This window comes from Brucella pseudogrignonensis, assembly GCF_002252525.1.
GTDB classification, from domain to species: Bacteria; Pseudomonadota; Alphaproteobacteria; order Rhizobiales; family Rhizobiaceae; genus Brucella; species Brucella pseudogrignonensis.
In genome coordinates, this window is sequence record NZ_NNRM01000017.1 from 784,700 (window position 1) to 803,971 (window position 19,272).

Consider the following 19,272-nt stretch of genomic DNA (forward strand, 5'->3'; position numbering starts at 1 on the left):
GGAAGCCTTTTCAGGTTTTATGCAGCTTTGCTTGAATATCTGCGCAACGGCCAAACCCGGCCTGTTCAGAGGCCGAGTTTGATGAAGTAGAGAATCAATCAGCTGATTCGCGAATCAAGCAAGCGTTCTGTCGACGATGTCCCGTAGATCAGTCGACAGCTTCTGCGTCCCTGCAATGCGGGCGAGGGCTGCACGAGCATGTTCACGACGGGCATCTTCCAGCGAACGCCACGACCGCAATGCTGTGAGAAGGCGAGCTGCGAGTTGCGGGTTTTCTGGGTCGATTGCCAGAATGATATCGGCAAAGAAGTTGTAAGCCGCGCCATCTTTGCGATTAAAGCCCGTTGGATTGCTCGCCGAGAATGCGCCGATCAATGCACGTACGCGGTTCGGATTATCAAACGAAAGCAGCTTGTGTTTCGTCAAAGCTCGAACGGCTTCAAGTGCCTTGTCGCCCGGTCGGGTTGCCTGCACGATGAACCATTTGTCCATTACCAAGCCATCGTCGCCGAAGCGTCTTTCAAATGACGCAAGCGCGCCCTGAGCTTCATGGCTATCTCCAAAGCGATGCACCAGCACGCTTAAGGCTGCTGCACGTTCGGTCATGTTATCGCCGTCTGCAAACTGCTGTGCAGCACGCGCCGGGCTATTCTCGTGACGGCTGAGGTAATCAAGCAGCACATTCCGCAGAGCGCGCTTGCCCGCTGATACAGCATCAGGAGAGAATGCATCCTGTTGCTCCAGCCGTGTGTAAAGTGCTGCGAAGTCTTTCACATAGGCGGAACCAATCGCAGCAATCAGATGGTCGCGGCTTGCATAGATTGCATCGGGGTCAACATTCTCGCCCATCTCACGCGCAATGTCGCTTTCGCTTGGCAAAGTCAGACATAGTGCACGGAAAGCGGCATCAAGGCTTTCATCCGAGGCAATACGTCCGGCAAGTTCGATAATTTTGGCATCGGTCTCCGGCAAGTAGCCGCCACGCACTCTCTTAGCGCCTTCGAGCAAGGCTTGTGTAAAGATGCCGGTCAGAGCCTGCCAGCGGGCAACCGGGTCGCTGTCATTGAGAGCGAGGAAGGCTCGGTCTTCCGAGTTAAGCGGTGAGACCAGATTGATCGGGGCGGAAAAACCACGCAACAGCGAGGGGACTGGGCGTTCCTTGATCCCATGGAACGTTAGCGTTTCCGAAACACGATGCAGATGAATGACGCCATCGTTCACATCTCCACCTTCGACAGAGGAAGGTTGAATATCTTTGCCATCCGATCCCAACAAGCCAAAGGCGATCGGAATATGCATCGGTTTTTTTACCGGCTGACCGGGCGTGGGTGCGAGGGATTGTGTGAAACTGATGGTGTAAGTTTCTTTTGCCGCATCAAAACTGAAGCTCGCTTCAACCTTTGGTGTGCCCGACTGATCATACCAGAGCGCAAATTGCGAGAAGTCTTGGCCGGAGACATCGGAAAAAACTTTGATGAAGTCTTCAATGGTTGCAGCATCGCCATCATGGCGCTCAAAATAGAGATCCATACCTTTGCGGAACAGTTCGGGGCCGATGATCGTTCGGATCATACGCACCACTTCCGAACCTTTTTCATAAACGGTCGCCGTATAGAAGTTGTTGATCTCGCTATATTCACGCGGGCGTACCGGATGCGAAAGGGGGCCGCTATCCTCCGGGAACTGCTGGGCTTTCAGTATTTTCACTTCTGCGATGCGCTTTACCGGACGCGAGCGTTCGTCGGCCGAAAATTCATGGTCGCGATAAACCGTCAGGCCTTCCTTGAGGCACAACTGGAACCAGTCGCGGCAGGTGATGCGATTGCCGGTCCAGTTATGGAAATATTCGTGCGCGATCACGGCTTCGATGCCAGCATAATCGACATCCGTTGCCGTTTCGGGGTCGGCCAGCACATATTTGTCGTTAAAGACATTGAGGCCCTTGTTTTCCATAGCCCCCATGTTGAAGTCCGAGACGGCAACGATGTTGAAGACATCGAGGTCATATTCGCGGCCGAACTTTTCTTCGTCCCAACGCATGGAACGTTTCAACGCATCCATCGCATAAAGTGCGCGATTCTCTTTGCCATGTTCAACATAGATGGCGAGGTCGACAGGACGCCCTGATTGTGTCGTGAAATGATCCTTCACGACATCAAGCGAGCCAGCAACAAGGGCGAACAAATAGGAAGGCTTGGGGTGTGGGTCGTGCCAGACGGCAAAATGTCTGTCGGCATTACCGGCGACAGCGCCGTGTTCGACGGGATTGCCATTTGCCAGCAGTATTGGTGCAGCAGCCTTTTCCGCGTCAATACGAACCGTATAAACTGAGAGAACGTCTGGACGATCATAATAATAGGTGATGCGCCGAAAACCTTCTGCCTCGCATTGCGTGCAATAGACATAGCTTGAGCGGTAAAGCCCGGAAAGCTGTCGGTTTGTAGTGGGATTAACTTCGGTGACGATTTCCAGAGTGAAACGCTCAGCGTCGGGAAGGTCAGTGATTTCGAGTTTATCCGGCGTCACTGAGTAGCTGTTATCATTGAGCGCCTTCCCATCCAGGCTGATGCTGACGAAGTTCAGCTCGTCACCATCCAGAACAAGTGGTGTATCAGCAGCCGTTCCAGCGCGGCGCTCAATAGTCAGTTCGGCGCGAACGATCGTTTTCTCGGGCTCAAGTGTGAAATCGAGTTTCGTTTGAGGAATTGCGTAAGGTGTCGGGCGATAATCTTCGAGGCGGAATGTCTGGCCGGTTTCAGTACGCATTGCGAAACTCTTCTTTGTGATCACTTCGATACGAGAGTCGTATCCGGCTTTTTAGCAAACGACAAGAAAAGCGAAGTTGCTCAATATTTTTTAATTACTGATCTTTGCTTGGCTGGCACTTTGTTGCGAACAAGCCTATGGATAGCGCAATAACTGTAATTTCCCGCCTTGCTCCTGCATCCCCCGTTTAAGGAACTGCGTTGTGAAGTCCCTCCCGGACGCGGCCTCCGCAAATGTTCAGACCGGCGAAACTGCCGAGCCTGATCTGCTTCAAAACAATCCAATGCTGGGCATTAGCCTAAAAGTCGCTTCCGTCGCTGTTTTTGTCGGTATGTCGACCTTGCTCAAGGCTGCAGATGGTATCCCGCTTGGCCAGTTAATATTCTTCCGATCTTTTTTCGCAGTCCTTGCCATCCTGGTCTACTTTGCGTTGCGCGGGCAGCTATCCGGCATTCTTCAAACCCGCCATGGGTTCAGCCATTTCTGGCGCGGCATGGTCGGCGTTGGCGCGATGTCTCTGAGCTTTTATGCACTGACCAAGCTGCCTTTGCCGGAAGCAATTGCAATCAACTACGCATCACCGCTTATCGCCGTTGTTCTTGGCGCACTCATTCTGCATGAAGTGGTCCGGCTCTATCGCTGGAGTGCGGTCGTCATCGGCTTGTTCGGTGTGATGATTATCATCTGGCCGCGCATGACGCTGTTTGCGGAAGGCAATGTCGGACATAATGAAGCCATGGGTGCCTTGGCGGCATTGGGCGGCGCCGTGATGGCTGCCTTTGCCATGATGCTGGTGCGTCGTCTTGTGCAGACCGAACGCACATCGACAATCGTTATCTATTTCTCGATTTCAGCAAGTGTTATTGCGCTGGTTAGTGTGCCGTTCGGCTGGGTTGCACCGAGCTGGCCTCAGCTCGCAATGCTGATTGGCGCAGGTATTGCGGGCGGGATTGCGCAAATTTTACTGACCGAATGCTATCGGCATGCCCCGATGAGTACCATTGCACCATTTGAATATACCTCAATGCTGCTCGGCCTCGGCATTGGGTTTTTATTCTTCGGGGATATTCCAACTTTTGAGATGCTGATTGGCAGCGTGATCGTTATGGGCGCTGGCGGCTATATCATCTACCGTGAGCATCAGTTGGCGATCGCGCCTCACAAAACCAATACTCCACAACAGGCACAGTAAAATTACGCCTGTCCCGGTGAACCTTCTGCGCGCGGATCGAGCTGCATTGTTTCAGGTGTAGGCTGACCGTCTGGGGTGTAGATTTTGAACTCTGTTTTTTGATCGCTGACTGCTGGTCGCTCGAAACGGCGAATACGCCAGAAAGCATGCAGGCCATAGACTGCATAAGCCAGTGCCATAGTTACAAAGAACCCAGATGCCCCCATAAGATCCATGAGTGGGCCGGATAGAGCCGGGCCGATCATGCTTCCTGTGCCATAGATGATAAGCAGGCCGCCAGAAATTTTCACAAATTCACTCGCGTCGGCATAGTCGTTGGCGTGGGCTACGTTAAGGCTGTAGATCGAGTAAAGCACTGAGCCGAACAGAAACATCATGATGTAGAGCGCATAGGGCGATGTGGGATGAACCAGCAGCATGATGGCTGAGAGCACAAAGCCAATAGCGCCCGCGATAACCATGACGAAACGGCGATCAACAATATCGGAAGCGCGCCCGAGTGGATATTGGAAGATCGCGCCGCCAATCATTGCGCAGGCCAGCATTGTGGCGATGCCAAAAGTCGAAAGGCCGTTCATTTCACCATAGATGGCGGCGAGGAAGCTCCATGTGCCGGCCACTATGCCCGCGATGAAAGATCCGACGGCGGCTGCGGGGGAGCGCCTATAAAGCCCCTTTAGGTCCAACGAAGCTTGCGTCAGTGGATTTGGTGACTGAGCGCTGGAAAGTGTGGTTGGCAGCAGGGCGCTGGCATAAATGATCGCACAGATGATGAATAAAGTTACGGTCGTCGCATCACCAAATGGCAGGATGTATTGGCCACACATGAGACCAAGCATGGTAATAATCATATAGATCGAGAAAATCTTGCCGCGCGTTTCATTGGTGACGCGTTCATTGAGCCAGCTCTCGATAATCATATAGGAGCCTGCAAGCGAGAAGCCTGCGATGCCGCGGAAGATCATCCAGGCATAAGGGTTTACAATGAGCGAATGAAGCAGCAACGCGATTGATAGAAGCGTAAGTAGTGCCGAGAATACACGCACATGCCCGACGCGCCGCACCAGATGAGGAATAACAATGCAGCCTATGGTGAAAGCGAGCGCATAGGTCGTTCCCATCCAGCCAATTGTGGTCGTTGACCAGCCTTCAACGCCTCCGCGGATTGGCAGGAGAATGCCTGCAAGTCCACCGGCAAGCAGCATTAGAAATGTACTTGCAAGCAAGGCAGCTATAGGCAGAAGCTGGCCGGCCATGAAAACCTCCCCGATGCACTAAGCTTAAAGAACGTTTGTCGAGTTCGGATATAGTGCAAGCGGCGGAATAATGTATGTTTGCGGCATGTTAGTGACAATTCGCTGTCTGAGCCGTGCAATCTGGGAAGATTATTCAGCCAGTTCCGCAAGCTTCATTTTCACAGCAAGAAAATCACGCCAGGCAAATCTTTTCTGCGCAGGCGTACGCAAGAGATAAGCCGGATGCAGCGTGGGCATGACTGGGATCTCAATGCCCGATGGCGTACGGTGCACTTTCCAATTGCCGCGTAATCGCAAAATGCCTTCCGTTGCACCTGTCAAAGCCTTGCCTGCGGGGCCGCCGAGCGCAACTAGCACTTTGGGAGCTGCAAGTTCTATCTGCCGTTCGATGAACGGGCGGCAAAGTTCTGTTTCGACGGGGGTTGGCGTACGATTACCCGGCGGACGCCAAGGAATAGTGTTGGCGATGTAGACGCCTTCACGCTTGAGGCCGATAGCCTCGATCATCCGGTTGAGAAGTTGGCCGGATTTGCCGACGAATGGCAAGCCTTCCATGTCCTCATCACGCCCCGGTGCTTCGCCTACGAACATGATGTCTGACGACGGATCACCATCTGCAAAGCAGAGGTTTTTCGCAGTGAATTTCAGATTGCAGCCATCAAAGGCTGCAAGCTTTTCGCGCAGCTCATCAAGCGTTGCGGCTTGCAAAGCGGCTTCGCGGGCCAGTGCAATTTGGGCATTATCCGGAACATCGGATGCAGCCTGCACAGGGCGGCTGGTCGGTGAGGGCGTTGCTGCCTGACGCGGTTGCTGCTGTTGCGCGCGCGGGCGGTCCGCTGACGAAGTTGATCGGTTTTCCTGCTGCGCGGGAGCTGAACGCACCGGCTGACGCTGGGCTTCTGCAAATCGATCGATCGGCGTATCGGAAAGCGGCATATCAACACCCGCTTCCGCGTAAAAGCGGAGCAGGCCTTCCATATCCAGCGTTTCCCGGTCATCGGTCATATTTTACACCTCATAAACTGAGGTGGCGAATTTTGGTGTTGAATGCAAGAGCAGAGCGCATATTTCCGGTTCATAGAGTGGATTAAAGCATCTCTCGTGAAGATGGAGGCGGCTTTTGGGAGCGCAGAATTACGTTGCGTCACAATAGCCCATAATCACTAAAGCGGCTGTTTAAAATTTGACGTTTACGTTAAGGTCAATATTATGAATGCTTGTATTGCGGCGATTTTGGACAATTGGACGCATATGCGACAGTCTTTAACTCTGCGACAGGGTAAGACCAATATGGGGAAGCCTATCTGTATAAAAGCGGTTTATCGCCGTTCGCGATAGGATCATGAGTAAAAACAATTGGATGCTTCACGCCCGCTGCATTAGTGGGTGATGAAGTTACACCAGACGGAGGCCTAGAATGTCTGAAGCCCCAGCAATCGCGAGCCAGGAGCTTCCCGAACGCGAAAGCATGGAATTTGATGTTGTGATTGTCGGCGCAGGTCCTGCAGGCCTTGCTGCGGCTATTCGGTTCAAACAAATCAATCCGGAGCTTTCAGTCGTCGTTCTTGAAAAGGGCGGGGAAGTTGGCGCGCATATCCTGTCGGGCGCCGTCGTTGATCCAAGTGGTATCGATCAGCTTCTGCCAGGCTGGCGTGAGGAAGAGGGGCATCCGTTCAAGACCCCTGTGACCACCGACCATTTCCTGCTGCTTGGTCCTGCGGGTTCGGTGCGTCTACCAAATTTCGCCATGCCACCGCTGATGAACAATCACGGCAATTACATCGTGTCACTCGGCAATGTCTGCCGCTGGCTTGGCACGAAAGCAGAAGAGCTGGGCGTTGAAATCTATCCGGGCTTTGCTGCCACCGAAGTGCTTTATAATGATGAAGGCGCTGTAATCGGTGTTGCTACTGGTGATATGGGCGTCGAGCGTGATGGCTCGCACGGTCCAAATTACACGCGCGGCATGGCGCTGCTTGGCAAATATGTTCTGATCGGTGAAGGCGCACGCGGCTCGTTGGCAAAGGAACTGATCGCGAGGTTCAAGCTTGATGAGGGTCGTGAACCAGCCAAGTTTGGTATCGGCCTCAAGGAACTCTGGCAGGTCGATCCATCCAAGCATAAGCCGGGTCTGGTACAGCATTCATTTGGCTGGCCGCTTGATATGAAGACCGGCGGTGGCTCGTTCCTCTACCATCTTGAAGACAATATGGTTGCAGTCGGCTTCGTACTGCATCTCAACTACAAGAACCCTTATCTGTCGCCGTTTGAAGAGTTCCAGCGGTTCAAGACGCATCCGGCGATCCGCGATACATTCGAGGGTGGCAAACGCCTTTCTTATGGCGCGCGCGCGATTACCGAAGGTGGTTTCCAGTCAGTGCCAAAACTGTCCTTCCCGGGTGGTGCGCTGATCGGCTGTTCGGCTGGCTTCGTCAACGTTCCCCGCATCAAGGGCAGTCATAACGCAGTTCTGTCGGGCATTCTTGCCGCCGACAAGATTGCGGAAGCATTGGCCGCTGGTCGTGCCAATGATGAGCCGATTGAAATCGAAAACAGCTGGCGTAACAGCGCTATCGGCAAGGATCTCAAGAAGGTCCGCAATGTGAAGCCGCTCTGGTCGAAGCTCGGAACGGTTATGGGTGTTGCTCTCGGTGGTCTTGATATGTGGACCAATCAGCTGTTTGGCTTCTCATTCTTTGGTACGCTGAAGCATGGGAAGAACGATGCGCAAAGCCTTGAGCCAGCAGCAAAGCACAAGAAGATCGATTATCCGAAGCCGGATGGCGTTCTGACTTTTGATCGTCTTTCGTCGGTGTTTCTTTCGAACACAAACCATGACGAAAACGAGCCAGTTCATTTGCATGTGGCTGACATGAAGCTGCAGCAGACATCAGAGCATGATGTCTTTGCAGGTCCATCGACGCGCTATTGCCCTGCAGGTGTTTATGAATGGGTGGATGCTGACGGCAATTCCGCGGCTGATCCGCAGGCCAAGGATGTTCGCTTTGTGATCAATGCGCAGAACTGCGTGCATTGCAAAACTTGCGATATCAAGGACCCGAACCAGAACATCAACTGGGTTCCGCCACAAGGCGGCGAAGGACCAGTTTACGTGAACATGTAATGTTTGCGTGAACATGTAATAAAAAGGCGGTTTTAAACCGCCTTTTTTATTAGAGTGCCGGGTGCACAAAGGTCGCTCTAACGCTTCAAAATGAGAGCATGACTGATTGAGTTTCCGGCTCGTCAGTGTCTGGCGGTACCGGCATCGGAACCGAAAACTCAAGCCTTATAGGCAAGTGATCGGAGCTCACGTCCTCGCGTGTGGTTGCAGCGGGCGCTTCGATTTCATGGCTTACGAGAACCTGATCGATCGGCAGTCCGACATAGGGCGCGAGTTTTATCGGAAGGTTTTGCAACATCCATGTGCCACCGATACCAGTCATCGCCTTGGTGGTCGAAGCTTTCTCGATGCGATGGACAGCATTGCTCCATGGCGTAGCGTTGAAATCGCCAGCGATGATCATAGGGCCACTGAATTTCTGCAATTCTGGCACCAATGCATCGATGATCGCCGCCTGACCATATGGCCACGGAAGCACAGCATGATATGCTGCTACATTCACGCTCGTGCCGCTAAAATCGATAGAAGTCATGGCAAGGCGATCATCGCCAAGGCACAACTGAGCGCTACCTTCACTGAATGGGCGGCGGGACAGAATGCCAACGCGCATATTGCTTCCGTCTTTGCGGCATTCAAAATGGTAAGGATAAGTACCCTTCAGAATGTCGATCCACATTGCCCAATCTGCACCGGCTTCCTGATAGGTGATAACGTCAGGCTTTTCCTGCGCAACCATCTGCAAAACGCGTTTAGGCTCAGGGTTGTTATAGCGCAGATTGATCTGCACCAGACTGTAACGTGCGCCGGTCGTCGGCACATCGGCCTGTGCAGAAGATGATCCGTTGAGAAGATTACGTGCGGCACCAAGCGTCGTGCTGAAAGCAAGGATCGCAAAAAGCAGGATCATTGCACCTTCACGCCGCATCTTTGTGAACAAGAGCGGCAATGCCAGCAAACCCATCAGAATCGCGAGATGTGGTCGAAAATGCCCGAATGAATCAAGCATTGGATGCGCTGATCCAAGAAAACCAAGCACAAGAGGGACCGACACCAGAACAGCGGTGATCAATAGGAGCAATGAAAGGTTTTCGCGGCGTTTTGACATGATACGCACCTAGCCGCTGATTACGGCGCGATGATGGAATAGGGGAATTTGGAAAAGGGCAGTATGCTTTCAAAATACATACTGCCCTAACTACCTATTGCCTACTGCCTTATACTTACTGGAAAGCTGTCTCGAAGAAGCTACGGAGCTTGCGTGAATGCAGTCGCTCATCAGGCATGGCTGCGATTTTTTCCATCGCACGAATACCGATTTGCAGATGCTGTGCGACCTGCCGCTTGTAGAACTCTGTCGCCATGCCAGGCAGTTTCAGTTCGCCATGCAACGGCTTGTCGGAAACACAGAGCAACGTGCCGTATGGGACGCGGAAGCGGAACCCATTGGCAGCAATCGTGGCCGACTCCATGTCAAGCGCAACTGCACGCGCCTGTGAAAGACGCTGAACCGGTCCGCGCTGGTCGCGTAACTCCCAGTTTCGATTGTCAATTGTTGCGACTGTACCAGTGCGCATGATGCGCTTGAGGTCATAGCCTTCAAGGCCAGTGATTTCTTCGACCGCCTCTTCAAGTGCTACCTGAATTTCGGCAAGCGCGGGCAAAGGCACCCAAACAGGAAGATCGTCATCAAGAACGTGGTCTTCACGCATATAAGCATGAGCAAGCACGTAATCGCCAAGCTCTTGAGTGTTGCGCAGACCGGCACAATGTCCCAGCATCAGCCATGCATGTGGACGCAGCACAGCAACATGGTCAGTGATGGTCTTTGCATTGGATGGGCCGACGCCGATATTGACCATGGTAATACCGGAGTGATCGGCGCGTTGCAGGTGATAGGCAGGCATCTGTGGCATACGCTGTAGCGGAATGCCGCTGCTCGGCTCGGATTCGCCTGCCCGTGTTATCGCGTTGCCTGGCTCAACAAAGCTATCATAGCCGCCGCCACCATCTGCCATCAGCTTGCGCGCATAAGCGCAGAATTCGTCCATATAGAACTGATAGTTGGTGAACAGAACAAAGTTCTGAAAATGCTTGGGGCTGGTTGCGGTGTAATGCGCAAGCCTGTGTAGAGAGTAGTCAACGCGTTGTGCCGTGAACGGCGCCAGCGGCATTGGTTCACCGGGAACAGGATCGAAATCGGCATTGACGATCTTGTCGTCGGTTGCAGCCAGATCCGGAACATCGAAGAGATCGCGCATCGGATGCGTAAAAGCATTGGCAACCGATGCTTCGACATAGGTGCCTTCCATGAAGGCAAAGTGAATCGGAATTGGTGTTGCCGATTCCCGAACGGTGACCGCAACGCCGTGATTGCGCATCAGCAGGCGAATTTGCTCGTTGAGGTAATGGTCGAACAGATCTGGCCGGGTAATCGTCGCCGCGTAATCACCGGGCGTAGTCACATGACCAAAGGCAAGGCGCGTATCTACATGCGCAAAGCTGGAGGTGGACAGGCAGATTTCGGGATAAAAAGCGCGATAACGCTGAGGGCGAGCCTCTCCCTTTGCCAGCTGCTCAAAAGCCGTGCGAAGGAACGCGGTGTTGCGATCATAAAGCTTGCGCAGTGCGGCAACCGCCGCACTTGCATCGGTAAAAACTTCCGGCTCCACGAAGGGAGGGGTTTTGATATCTGGGATGAAAGTTTGTTCGATTCGCTGTGTCATGACTTAGTATAGCAAACTCCATGACACGCGCATGTCCCTGTTTACGCACTTCTTTGAAGGCTTACATACAGTACGAGGCCGACCCCGTTCATTTGCGCTTTCTGCCCTATTTGGGTGTAGGCGAAGGTTGCCGCAGGACCGGTGAAGACGGCGGTGAAAAGCAGGACACGAAGCGCAATCCCTGCTGAAATACGGAAACGCGAGATCATAGCCGCCTGTCTCCGTCCACATGCTTGAGGTGCATTGCTGTGATAGGGCCAACGACCGGCTGGTCGCGATAAACATCATATTTGCGATCAACAAAAAGGCTCGCGATGATCGCAAAACCGGCAATCATTAAACAGACAATCGTAACGCGCCACAGCAGCATAATTCCCCCGGCTTTAAAAGCGTTTGCTCTACGGGCTTGAGTTTAAGGATGCGACCTGAACTGCTCCTGAGAGCTGCATTCATCCGGCGTTCAAAAATATTGATGTTTCACTAACTTGATCGCTTCGCACTTGTGCCGGGCTGCACGGCGCTTATGTTAACCCGCATTGGAAATACGGACAAAGCCAAGAAAGCGGGAGATAGATACCCATGGCTGAGCAGACAAAACCCATTGAGCTTTATTATTGGCCTACCCCGAATGGCTTCAAAATCAGCATCATGCTGGAGGAACTAGGCGTTCCTTACGAAGTCAAATATGTGAACATCGGTAAGGGCGATCAATTCCAGCCGGACTTTCTCAAAATTGCACCCAATAACCGTATGCCAGCGATTATCGATCCGGAAGGGCCGGGCGGCGAGCCGATCTCGGTTTTTGAATCAGGCGCAATTCTTCAGTATCTCGGTCGGAAGTTTGGAAAGTTCTATCCAACGGATGAACGCAAGCGTGTCGTCGTTGATGAATGGCTGATGTGGCAAATGGGTGGACTTGGCCCCATGTCGGGTCAGGCCGGGCACTTCCGCGTTTATGCGCCGGAAAAGGTGCAATATGGCATTGATCGCTACACCAATGAGGTCAACCGTCTTTATGGCGTCCTGAACCGTCAGCTTGAAGGCAAAGACTTTATCGCCGGCGAATATTCTATCGCTGACATGGCCAGCATTGGTTGGATCAACGCGTACAAAAACTATGATCAGCAGCTGGAGGATTTCCCTAACCTCAAGCGCTGGTATGAAACCATGAATGCACGACCTGCCGTTCAGCGTGGTCTCTTGGTTGGCAAGGAAGAGCGCGAAAAGTCTAACCTCGCCAATGACAAGGAAGCGCAGAAAATTCTTTTCGGCCAGAAGGCGCGCTAACTCGCTTTGGTTAGAAATGCTTGAAAGAAAGGCGGCTTAGAAGCCGCCTTTTTATTTTATTCGCTTACTGCCGTGCGAGACTTTCACTCTTGCAGATCAGGCCGCCCATGACGCAGCCCGAAAGCGAGAGAGTGTTTCCCTTGACACTGGCCTTGCCTGTGTAAGTCTTGCCTTCGTCTAGCTTGTTGACTTCGCCCTTGTAGCTGCCGTCCTTGCCAGACATTGTGCCAATCGACTTTCCCTTATATTCGCCGGTCTGCACCGTGCCGCAATATTTACCGCCGCCGCAAGCAGCGTAGCTGATAATCGTACCATTCGGGCGCTTCCAAGTACCGACAATTGCTTCTTCAGCAAATGCTGGTGCGGCTAAGCCTGCCGTCAGTGCTACGGCGGCGGTCATTCCCATAATAAAAGTGCGGATCATGCATTCCTCCCAAAATGCCGCAAAGCTCTCTATTTTCAGCTCTGCAGAAAACTTACGCAAACGTAAACGTAATCGAGTTTGGTCCGAAGCGGAAGAGGGATAATTGGTGGCTTCGAATTCGCCGATAATCACTTTCTCAACAAAGCCAATCGATGCCATGGTTATCATCTGGTTTCCAAGCACTGTGGATGAAAAAGCGGCAATTTCGGAAAAACGCTGCAATTCGCGAAGCTTGGATGTTTAACAAAATCCCAAATTTACTCCTTGTTGGGATTTCGTTGTCGCGTTGTTAAGCATCTGGTTTAACGCGCATTTTAATCCTGTCGCCTATCTTAAAGACCATGAACGGAACGACAGATCCGACGGTTCCGGGACGGTGAAAGCCAGTCACGGAAACAAAGAGCGGACGGTTCTCGGGATTTAACAGGGACAAAGAAAATGACACAGTTTCAGAGCGTTACACAGCACGACAAGGCAGGTTCTCAGGATCGTATCTTGCTGGAGATGGGTTTGAAATACGCCATCGGCCGCGACTGCGAAATTGATGTCGTCGAAGCACACAAGTGGCTTAACATTGCAGCAATCCGTGGCAACCAGAAAGCCGAACGTATGCGCAATCAGGTTGCAGCGACCATGAGCAAGAGCGAGCTGGCAGCGGCACTGCGTGGTGCACGCGAGTGGATGACTTCGCACTGAACTACAGAATGTAGAAAACAAAAAGCCGCCCAATGAGGCGGCTTTTTGTTCAGCTGATCCCGAGATAGCGCCCCGGTTTGTGGTTGATTGCGATGATAACGTTCATCGCAATCGCACCCACAAGCGACAGAAGCATGTTTTCCCATGGGATGAAAAACAGCGATCCGAGCATGATGATAATGTCGAGCGCGAGCTGAAACCAACCAGCGCGAATGCCATAGGCGTCCTGCAAGTAAAGCGCCAGAATATTGACGCCGCCCACGCCGGAACGATGGCGGAAAAGTGCCAGAACGCCCATGCCCATAAGTGTGCCGCCCATAAGCGCTGCAAAGAGCGGATTGATTGAGCTGAAATCAACACATAAAGGAATGAGTTTGGCAAAGAGAGATAGAAGCGCCACGGCGATGAACGTTCTGATCGTAAATGGCCAGCCCATCCGCTTTGCAGCGAAATAGTAGAACGGCAGATTGATCACGAAATAAAGCAAGCCAAATCCGATGCCGGTGGCATATTGGATCAGCAGCGCGATTCCTGCCGTACTGCCTGTCATAAGCGTCGCTTGACTATAAAGCGTAATGCCCAACGCAATGAATGAAGTGCCAATCAACATGGCGATTGCATCTTCATAAAGGCGATGACGATCGCCCCCCAGTTTGCTGGTCACATCGACAAGCGGGGAGGTCCTATCTGCGATATCGGTCACATTTAACTCCAGAACTGCGAAAACCGGAAATTCGGACAAGATTACTCAAAGGGCCGGAGCAATGATCCGCCATTTGAGTGTATGCATATTCCCGCTGATCCGATGGATAATGTGCCACGCGCCAGCGCCAAGTCTTGGGAGACCTCGCAAATATAGCATCGCGGATGCCCGACGGCACTGCTAGCAATATTGTTATTTTGAACGTCGCATTTTTATTTTAGCTCAGCTTTGACCGCTCATTTTTTCGGATTATTTCGTTGCGAGTTTCACTGAGAAATTGCTCTACATCCTTGGGACTGCGTAGATGATGCTTTTTCAGATGCGAAGGGGCGCTTTCCAGAAAAGATTTTGCCCGAATACGCCCGTTTTTGCGGTAATTAGCCACGAACTTCAGGAATTCCCAATCAAAACGCTCGTCACAGCCTTCCGCCATATCAGGACGGGATTGACCGTAATGGCGAAGTGTTCTGCGCAGGACGCGCCAAAGGCGTGTTGGGGTTGAGATATCCAGAAAAATAATCATGTCGGCGCGTGCTGCGCGATGCGCCATTGTTTCGCTGTGATTGCCTTCAAATATCCATTCATCGCGATCCGCAACCTCATCGCTCAGAAGGCCGATTTCGTCCCGAGAGCGCATTGTCCAATTGGGTAGCCAATAGATGGTGTCGATATGAACAACTGGTAATTTGGTGATTGCACCAAGCGAACGGGCGAGGGTGGACTTTCCCGAACCTGCGCCACCAATGATCATGATCCTTTTTATCATCTGGGCAAGCTCCGGATTTTAACTGTGTTGCAATAAAGCTGAGACAAGATCATGGAATTACTGTATATTTACTTCGCGTCATTCAAATTTACGTAACGACTAAAGAATGACGGTTAGAATTTTTGTATTGTAGACAGTGGTAATATTAAGAGAGTGATTGACAGTCAACTTGTCTGGCATCAAGCTTGGTGGTGAAGACAAATTTACAAGGTGTGAAGACCGGCAAAGCAGGCCGGATATTCTGAATAGATCGCTTTGAGCGGTCAGCGCTAATCCGAATGCAACAAAATCAATAGTCCGTATCCGATAGGGAGCGACGAGATGTCTATTCGTACCATTACAGCCTTTGCTGGTACCGCAATCATTCTAGGCGCATCTGCCTTTGCTTTTTCATCTCCTGCAAGCGCGTTGACGATGAAAGAATGTAGCGCGAAATATCAGGCCGCCAAAGATGCTGGCACGCTTGGCGATGTAAAGTGGAACGACTTCCGCAAAGCCCAGTGTGGTGATGATGCAGCTGCAGCTCCGGCTGCTCCAGCTGCTCCCGCAAAGAAAGCTGCCGCACCGGCGAAAAGTGCAGCCACGCCAGCTGCAGATGATGCCAAAGGCCTTACCATGAAGCAGTGCAGTGCCAAATATCAGGCAGCAAAAGATGCCGGTACTGACGGCGGTGCCAAATGGAATGACTTCCGTAAAGCGGAATGTGGTCCAGGTGCTGATGCTGTAGCACTCACCACGGATGGCAATTCTGAACCTGCTGCTCCAACAGTAGCGGCACCAAAGGGTGTCAAATTCCCAGCGGCTGTTTCGGCAAAATACTCTAGCGAATCTGCTGGCAAGGCACGTATGCACACCTGCCTTGAGCAGTATCACACTCTGAAAGACGCGAATGCACTTGGTGGTTTGAAGTGGGTTCAGAAGGGCGGCGGCTATTACAGCTTGTGCAATGCGCGCCTCAAGGGCAATTCATAAACCCAAATCTGAGACGGCTTATAAGTCGGTTTGAACTTAACCCGTTTTGGAGAAAGGGCCTTGCAGATTTGCAAGGCCTTTTTTTCTGGTTAAGTTTCCGCATTATAAAATCAGGTTTTCTTGAACCAGCTGCTGATGCCGACCACGAGCCAGCCAAAAATCATCAGGCTTCCGCCTGTAGGCGCTGCCATTGGGAAGAGTCTGTTACTCGTCATGTCCCGCATAAACAGATCTCCGCAAAACAAGACCAAACCGACCACCAGTAATGCCCCGCCAATATTCGCTACACGACTGTTCGGCACGATCAGCGATAAAACAAGCAGAGCTGGAGCATGACCCAGAAGCATTGGTGCGATAGTGCCAAGATGGTTTTCCCCGCCATGAGCCGCACCTGCATAAGAGGCAATTGCCAGAGCTCCGCATAGACCAGCGAGTGTGCCGAACAGAGCACTGCGAGGCTGATCATTCCGTAGGATCGACATGAAGTTTCTCCACTATCAAGCAGTTTTATAAGCGTTTCGAGCGGCAGCCAGCGCATCAGGCAAGGCTATCTCAAACTTATCCAGTTGTGCTTTCACACCGACGCTGACACGAATACAGCGATCAAGAACAGGTGCGCCAGGCTTTCGAACGAAAATATCTCGCTCAATCAAACCATTGAGAACGGAAGTGGCAAAGGCGCCATCGTGGCAACAATCAATTGTGACGAAATTCGTTGCAGAGGGAATCGGCTTCAGCCCATTCAGCTCGGCTATTTTTGCGATTCTATTGCGTCCAGCATGGATTTGTTCGACCACGTCGCGCAAATATGCTTGGTCCTTTAATGCTACGATTGCAGCAGCCTGTGCAATTCGATTAACCGCAAAATGATCACGAATCTTGTCGAATGATTTGATTGCACTTGCGCAGCCAAGAACATAGCCGACCCTAATTCCGGCGAGTCCGTAAGCTTTTGAAAAGGTGCGCATTCGTAGAATATTGGGACGTTCCAACTCAAATGGTGGGAAGGCAGATGCTGGCCCCGTCTCGCAATAGGCTTCGTCGAGAATCAACATCGTCGTTTCAGGCACTCGCTCTATGAAGGCCTGAATGTCTGATCCCTCGTGCCACGTACCCATCGGGTTGTCTGGATTCGCGATGTAAAGCAGCGCAGGGTTTTCAGTGCGTGCTTTGTCGATAAGCGCATCAAGATCAGGTTTGTCGTCGCGATAAGGAACTGTCAGTAAGGTGCCACCGAAGCCTGCAACGTGATAATTGAACGTTGGATAGCCGCCCAAAGAGTTGATGACCTTGTCACCTTGCTGAACATACTGCCTGACAACAAGTCCCAGCAAAGCATCAACACCTGCACCGGGCATGACATTCTCGGGTTTCACGCCATGGTGCGCTGCGATAGCATGGCGTAACGCATAATTTTCTGGATCACCATATTTCCAGACTTCGGATGTCTCTTGCTTCATGGCTTCAATGACAGATGGTGCAGGCCCGAAGCTGCTTTCATTAGCACCGATTCGGGCAACGAAAGGTTTCCCGCGCTGTAGCTCCAGTGTTTCAGGGCCTATGAACGGGACAGTGGAGGAAAGGCTTTCAACAAGCGGCGTAAGACGAGGCGATGCCATTGTGTTTCCGGTCAACTTGGTCTGGTGGATGAGGCAGCAGAACCGAAGGTGATGTCAATTCACCGTCAATTATTTGCTCGGGCGTTCGATAAAAGATGAAGCAGGAATAGCAATTTGTGTCGGGTCTTGCCACATCACGAATTGGGGAAATTCAATATTGAAGTTAAAGTCGCATCGGATATGCCGCAACGCATCAAATCGGCGTCCGATACGGAATAACCCCCACGCATATTCTGATAGCGACAGCCTCAGGTTTTTCAAAGGCAGTTATGTAAATCCTGATTATTGATCCTTTTGAAGAAACTACCCGTTAAGAGGCGAATCAGCACGACGTCCGAAACAAGACGTGCTTTGGAAAGCTGAATCTTGGGCTTCAATTCAGGTGGGAATCAGTATTCAGCGTCATGTCAGAGTGAATCTGCGCATCTCGAGTTTTGTCGAATTGCGTGACACACATACCCTAACTTACTTCAAACGAGCGGATTTCGCGCAAACTCGCGAAACCAAGTCATTATTCAATATTCTCGTTATCGAATTTCGAGAACTTTCACGCAAGAATCGAGATCATGAGTAGCGAGATGAGCATAACGCATCGTCATTTGTAATGTCTGATGGCCGAGCCACATCTGTACGCGGCGAATATCGATTCCACCTCGAACAAGGCGAGACGCGCAGGTGTGTCGCAGGATATGCGGTACCACCTGATCATCGGTTCCAAGCCCGACTTCGATTTTGGCATCATTCCAAATCTGGCGGAAACGTACCTGATTGAGCATGGAGAAGGGGCCTTTAAGCCGCTCATGCGCAATATCCGTAGACTTTCTCGCTCGTTTTGTAAGCGGAACCGTTCTGCTGCGGTTCGACTTCGTCAACCAGAACGTAACACGATGCTCCTGAATGTCATTCCAGGTGAGCCCAATGGCTTCGCCTAAGCGGCAACCTGTATCGACAAGGAAAATACTGAGGCGATAACTGTCCTCGCAACGTGCTTTAACTGCTGCAAACAAGCGCTTTTCTTCCTCATATTCGAGGAATCGAATCCGTCCCGCACGTTCTTTCTGTCGGACAAACTCCGGCAGATTATAGATGTCCCCCATCTTATGCGCCTTTCGCAGCAGCTTGCTCAGCGCAGCCATCTTTCTATTGATGGTTGCATTGCTGTTGCCGCGTTCACGAAGCGAACCTATGACGGAGTCGAGCATTTCCTGATCAAATCCTGAAAAGCGCACGCCTTTCAGAATCTCATCAATTTCACCAAGGAACGATTTCACATTATACTTGTGTGAGCCGTCATCCCAAAGGATGTTGATATACTTTCCAGCCAGTTCAGCGAGCGAAAATTGCTCTACGAGCCTGTGATTCTGGCTTCTGACGGATGTGTATTCAAGGTTGTAGTCGATGACCGGCGAATAAGCTTCGCCTCCATCGATCCTCGTGCCCCCAACGACGATCATAGCAAGTCCCCCATTTTTTTATGGGAAGCATGCATAGAGAAATAATTCATCGAGTACAAGATAAGTGAGCTAACTTTATGTGGAGACATGTTTTGATCCTCTAATAGAACCTCTCGCCCCCAATTTGTTCGTCCCCGCAACTCCCCCATTTCAAATTCCGTCGAGATCCCCATCGCGAAAGAATTTTGTTCACGTTTTTGTGAACGCTCCCCAAATGACGACGCCAACGGTTTCCCGTTGGCGTCAGATGCTCAAGCGTAGTTCAGATTAGAACGAACGCTGGAAGCGGA

Annotated in this window: 17 protein-coding genes; 5 read left to right on the plus strand and 12 right to left on the minus strand. The window is 51.7% G+C overall.

Going from position 1 to position 19,272, the window contains the following annotated elements; all coding sequences use genetic code 11:
- Positions 1-114: 114 nt before the first annotated feature.
- A complete protein-coding gene (pepN, locus tag CEV34_RS10370) occupies positions 115-2,766 on the minus strand; it encodes an aminopeptidase N (protein ID WP_007874227.1) in 2,652 nt (883 codons plus the stop codon).
- Positions 2,767-3,049: 283 nt separating this feature from the next.
- Between pepN and CEV34_RS10375 the strand changes: the two genes are divergently transcribed.
- Positions 3,050-3,958, plus strand: coding sequence for a DMT family transporter (locus CEV34_RS10375; RefSeq protein WP_039859604.1), 909 nt, complete (start codon positions 3,050-3,052; stop codon positions 3,956-3,958).
- Between the two features lie 2 nt (positions 3,959-3,960).
- Here CEV34_RS10375 and CEV34_RS10380 read toward each other — a convergent pair whose 3' ends face one another.
- Both CEV34_RS10380 and CEV34_RS10385 read right to left on the minus strand, forming a co-directional pair.
- Positions 3,961-5,214, minus strand: a complete 1,254-nt coding sequence (locus CEV34_RS10380; protein ID WP_007874231.1) for an MFS transporter — start codon at positions 5,212-5,214, stop codon at positions 3,961-3,963.
- Positions 5,215-5,343: 129 nt separating this feature from the next.
- Entirely contained in the window at positions 5,344-6,219 is an 876-nt protein-coding gene (locus tag CEV34_RS10385) for a uracil-DNA glycosylase (protein WP_007874233.1), read from the minus strand.
- A gap of 412 nt (positions 6,220-6,631) precedes the next feature.
- Here CEV34_RS10385 and CEV34_RS10390 point away from each other — a divergent pair, with 412 nt between their 5' ends.
- Entirely contained in the window at positions 6,632-8,338 is a 1,707-nt protein-coding gene (locus tag CEV34_RS10390; RefSeq protein WP_007874234.1) for an electron transfer flavoprotein-ubiquinone oxidoreductase, read from the plus strand.
- Positions 8,339-8,423: 85 nt separating this feature from the next.
- Here CEV34_RS10390 and CEV34_RS10395 read toward each other — a convergent pair whose 3' ends face one another.
- From CEV34_RS10395 to CEV34_RS26975, 3 genes are all read right to left on the minus strand, one after another.
- Entirely contained in the window at positions 8,424-9,443 is a 1,020-nt protein-coding gene (locus CEV34_RS10395; protein ID WP_094543560.1) for an endonuclease/exonuclease/phosphatase family protein, read from the minus strand.
- Positions 9,444-9,558: 115 nt separating this feature from the next.
- A complete protein-coding gene (locus CEV34_RS10400) occupies positions 9,559-11,061 on the minus strand; it encodes an AMP nucleosidase (protein ID WP_064320363.1) in 1,503 nt (500 codons plus the stop codon).
- A gap of 205 nt (positions 11,062-11,266) precedes the next feature.
- The gene (locus tag CEV34_RS26975; protein WP_179253481.1) at positions 11,267-11,431 is read right to left on the minus strand and encodes a hypothetical protein; all 165 of its coding nucleotides are present in this window, start codon (positions 11,429-11,431) and stop codon (positions 11,267-11,269) included.
- 209 nt (positions 11,432-11,640) lie between these two features.
- Between CEV34_RS26975 and CEV34_RS10405 the strand changes: the two genes are divergently transcribed.
- Positions 11,641-12,348, plus strand: coding sequence for a glutathione binding-like protein (locus tag CEV34_RS10405; RefSeq protein WP_007874240.1), 708 nt, complete (start codon positions 11,641-11,643; stop codon positions 12,346-12,348).
- 64 nt (positions 12,349-12,412) lie between these two features.
- Here CEV34_RS10405 and CEV34_RS10410 read toward each other — a convergent pair whose 3' ends face one another.
- Positions 12,413-12,772, minus strand: coding sequence for a DUF2147 domain-containing protein (locus CEV34_RS10410; RefSeq protein WP_007874241.1), 360 nt, complete (start codon positions 12,770-12,772; stop codon positions 12,413-12,415).
- Positions 12,773-13,210: 438 nt separating this feature from the next.
- Here CEV34_RS10410 and CEV34_RS10415 point away from each other — a divergent pair, with 438 nt between their 5' ends.
- Positions 13,211-13,468, plus strand: coding sequence for a sel1 repeat family protein (locus tag CEV34_RS10415; protein ID WP_007874242.1), 258 nt, complete (start codon positions 13,211-13,213; stop codon positions 13,466-13,468).
- 49 nt (positions 13,469-13,517) lie between these two features.
- Here CEV34_RS10415 and CEV34_RS10420 read toward each other — a convergent pair whose 3' ends face one another.
- Positions 13,518-14,171, minus strand: a complete 654-nt coding sequence (locus tag CEV34_RS10420) for a YitT family protein (RefSeq protein ID WP_039859605.1) — start codon at positions 14,169-14,171, stop codon at positions 13,518-13,520.
- 217 nt (positions 14,172-14,388) lie between these two features.
- Positions 14,389-14,937, minus strand: coding sequence for a P-loop NTPase family protein (locus CEV34_RS10425; protein WP_094543563.1), 549 nt, complete (start codon positions 14,935-14,937; stop codon positions 14,389-14,391).
- A gap of 321 nt (positions 14,938-15,258) precedes the next feature.
- Between CEV34_RS10425 and CEV34_RS10430 the strand changes: the two genes are divergently transcribed.
- Positions 15,259-15,909: a hypothetical protein gene (locus CEV34_RS10430; protein ID WP_007874247.1), complete on the plus strand. Its 651-nt coding sequence runs from the start codon at positions 15,259-15,261 to the stop codon at positions 15,907-15,909.
- Between the two features lie 110 nt (positions 15,910-16,019).
- On the opposite strand, the gene CEV34_RS10435 is transcribed toward CEV34_RS10430, so the two are convergent.
- The 3 genes from CEV34_RS10435 to CEV34_RS10445 form a co-directional block, all read right to left on the minus strand.
- Positions 16,020-16,391 (minus strand): DUF423 domain-containing protein, encoded by a 372-nt coding sequence (locus CEV34_RS10435; RefSeq protein WP_007874249.1) that lies wholly within the window; start codon positions 16,389-16,391, stop codon positions 16,020-16,022.
- 15 nt (positions 16,392-16,406) lie between these two features.
- Positions 16,407-17,528: a pyridoxal phosphate-dependent aminotransferase gene (locus tag CEV34_RS10440; RefSeq protein ID WP_007874251.1), complete on the minus strand. Its 1,122-nt coding sequence runs from the start codon at positions 17,526-17,528 to the stop codon at positions 16,407-16,409.
- Positions 17,529-18,055: 527 nt separating this feature from the next.
- A complete protein-coding gene (locus CEV34_RS10445; RefSeq protein ID WP_007874253.1) occupies positions 18,056-18,982 on the minus strand; it encodes a tyrosine-type recombinase/integrase in 927 nt (308 codons plus the stop codon).
- Positions 18,983-19,272: the final 290 nt, after the last annotated feature.

What these genes read in the sequence shown, in the direction of transcription:
- CEV34_RS10400 (WP_064320363.1), bottom strand. Translation starts at nt 11,061, where the DNA reads ATGACACAGCGAATCGAACAAACTTTCATCCCAGATATCAAAACCCCT.
- CEV34_RS10430 (WP_007874247.1), top strand. Translation starts at nt 15,259, where the DNA reads ATGTCTATTCGTACCATTACAGCCTTTGCTGGTACCGCAATCATTCTA.
- pepN (WP_007874227.1), bottom strand. Translation starts at nt 2,766, where the DNA reads ATGCGTACTGAAACCGGCCAGACATTCCGCCTCGAAGATTATCGCCCG.
- CEV34_RS10415 (WP_007874242.1), top strand. Translation starts at nt 13,211, where the DNA reads ATGACACAGTTTCAGAGCGTTACACAGCACGACAAGGCAGGTTCTCAG.
- CEV34_RS26975 (WP_179253481.1), bottom strand. Translation starts at nt 11,431, where the DNA reads ATGCTGCTGTGGCGCGTTACGATTGTCTGTTTAATGATTGCCGGTTTT.
- CEV34_RS10380 (WP_007874231.1), bottom strand. Translation starts at nt 5,214, where the DNA reads ATGGCCGGCCAGCTTCTGCCTATAGCTGCCTTGCTTGCAAGTACATTT.
- CEV34_RS10395 (WP_094543560.1), bottom strand. Translation starts at nt 9,443, where the DNA reads ATGTCAAAACGCCGCGAAAACCTTTCATTGCTCCTATTGATCACCGCT.
- CEV34_RS10390 (WP_007874234.1), top strand. Translation starts at nt 6,632, where the DNA reads ATGTCTGAAGCCCCAGCAATCGCGAGCCAGGAGCTTCCCGAACGCGAA.
- CEV34_RS10385 (WP_007874233.1), bottom strand. Translation starts at nt 6,219, where the DNA reads ATGACCGATGACCGGGAAACGCTGGATATGGAAGGCCTGCTCCGCTTT.
- CEV34_RS10425 (WP_094543563.1), bottom strand. Translation starts at nt 14,937, where the DNA reads ATGATAAAAAGGATCATGATCATTGGTGGCGCAGGTTCGGGAAAGTCC.
- CEV34_RS10410 (WP_007874241.1), bottom strand. Translation starts at nt 12,772, where the DNA reads ATGATCCGCACTTTTATTATGGGAATGACCGCCGCCGTAGCACTGACG.
- CEV34_RS10375 (WP_039859604.1), top strand. Translation starts at nt 3,050, where the DNA reads ATGCTGGGCATTAGCCTAAAAGTCGCTTCCGTCGCTGTTTTTGTCGGT.
- CEV34_RS10440 (WP_007874251.1), bottom strand. Translation starts at nt 17,528, where the DNA reads ATGGCATCGCCTCGTCTTACGCCGCTTGTTGAAAGCCTTTCCTCCACT.
- CEV34_RS10445 (WP_007874253.1), bottom strand. Translation starts at nt 18,982, where the DNA reads ATGATCGTCGTTGGGGGCACGAGGATCGATGGAGGCGAAGCTTATTCG.
- CEV34_RS10405 (WP_007874240.1), top strand. Translation starts at nt 11,641, where the DNA reads ATGGCTGAGCAGACAAAACCCATTGAGCTTTATTATTGGCCTACCCCG.
- CEV34_RS10435 (WP_007874249.1), bottom strand. Translation starts at nt 16,391, where the DNA reads ATGTCGATCCTACGGAATGATCAGCCTCGCAGTGCTCTGTTCGGCACA.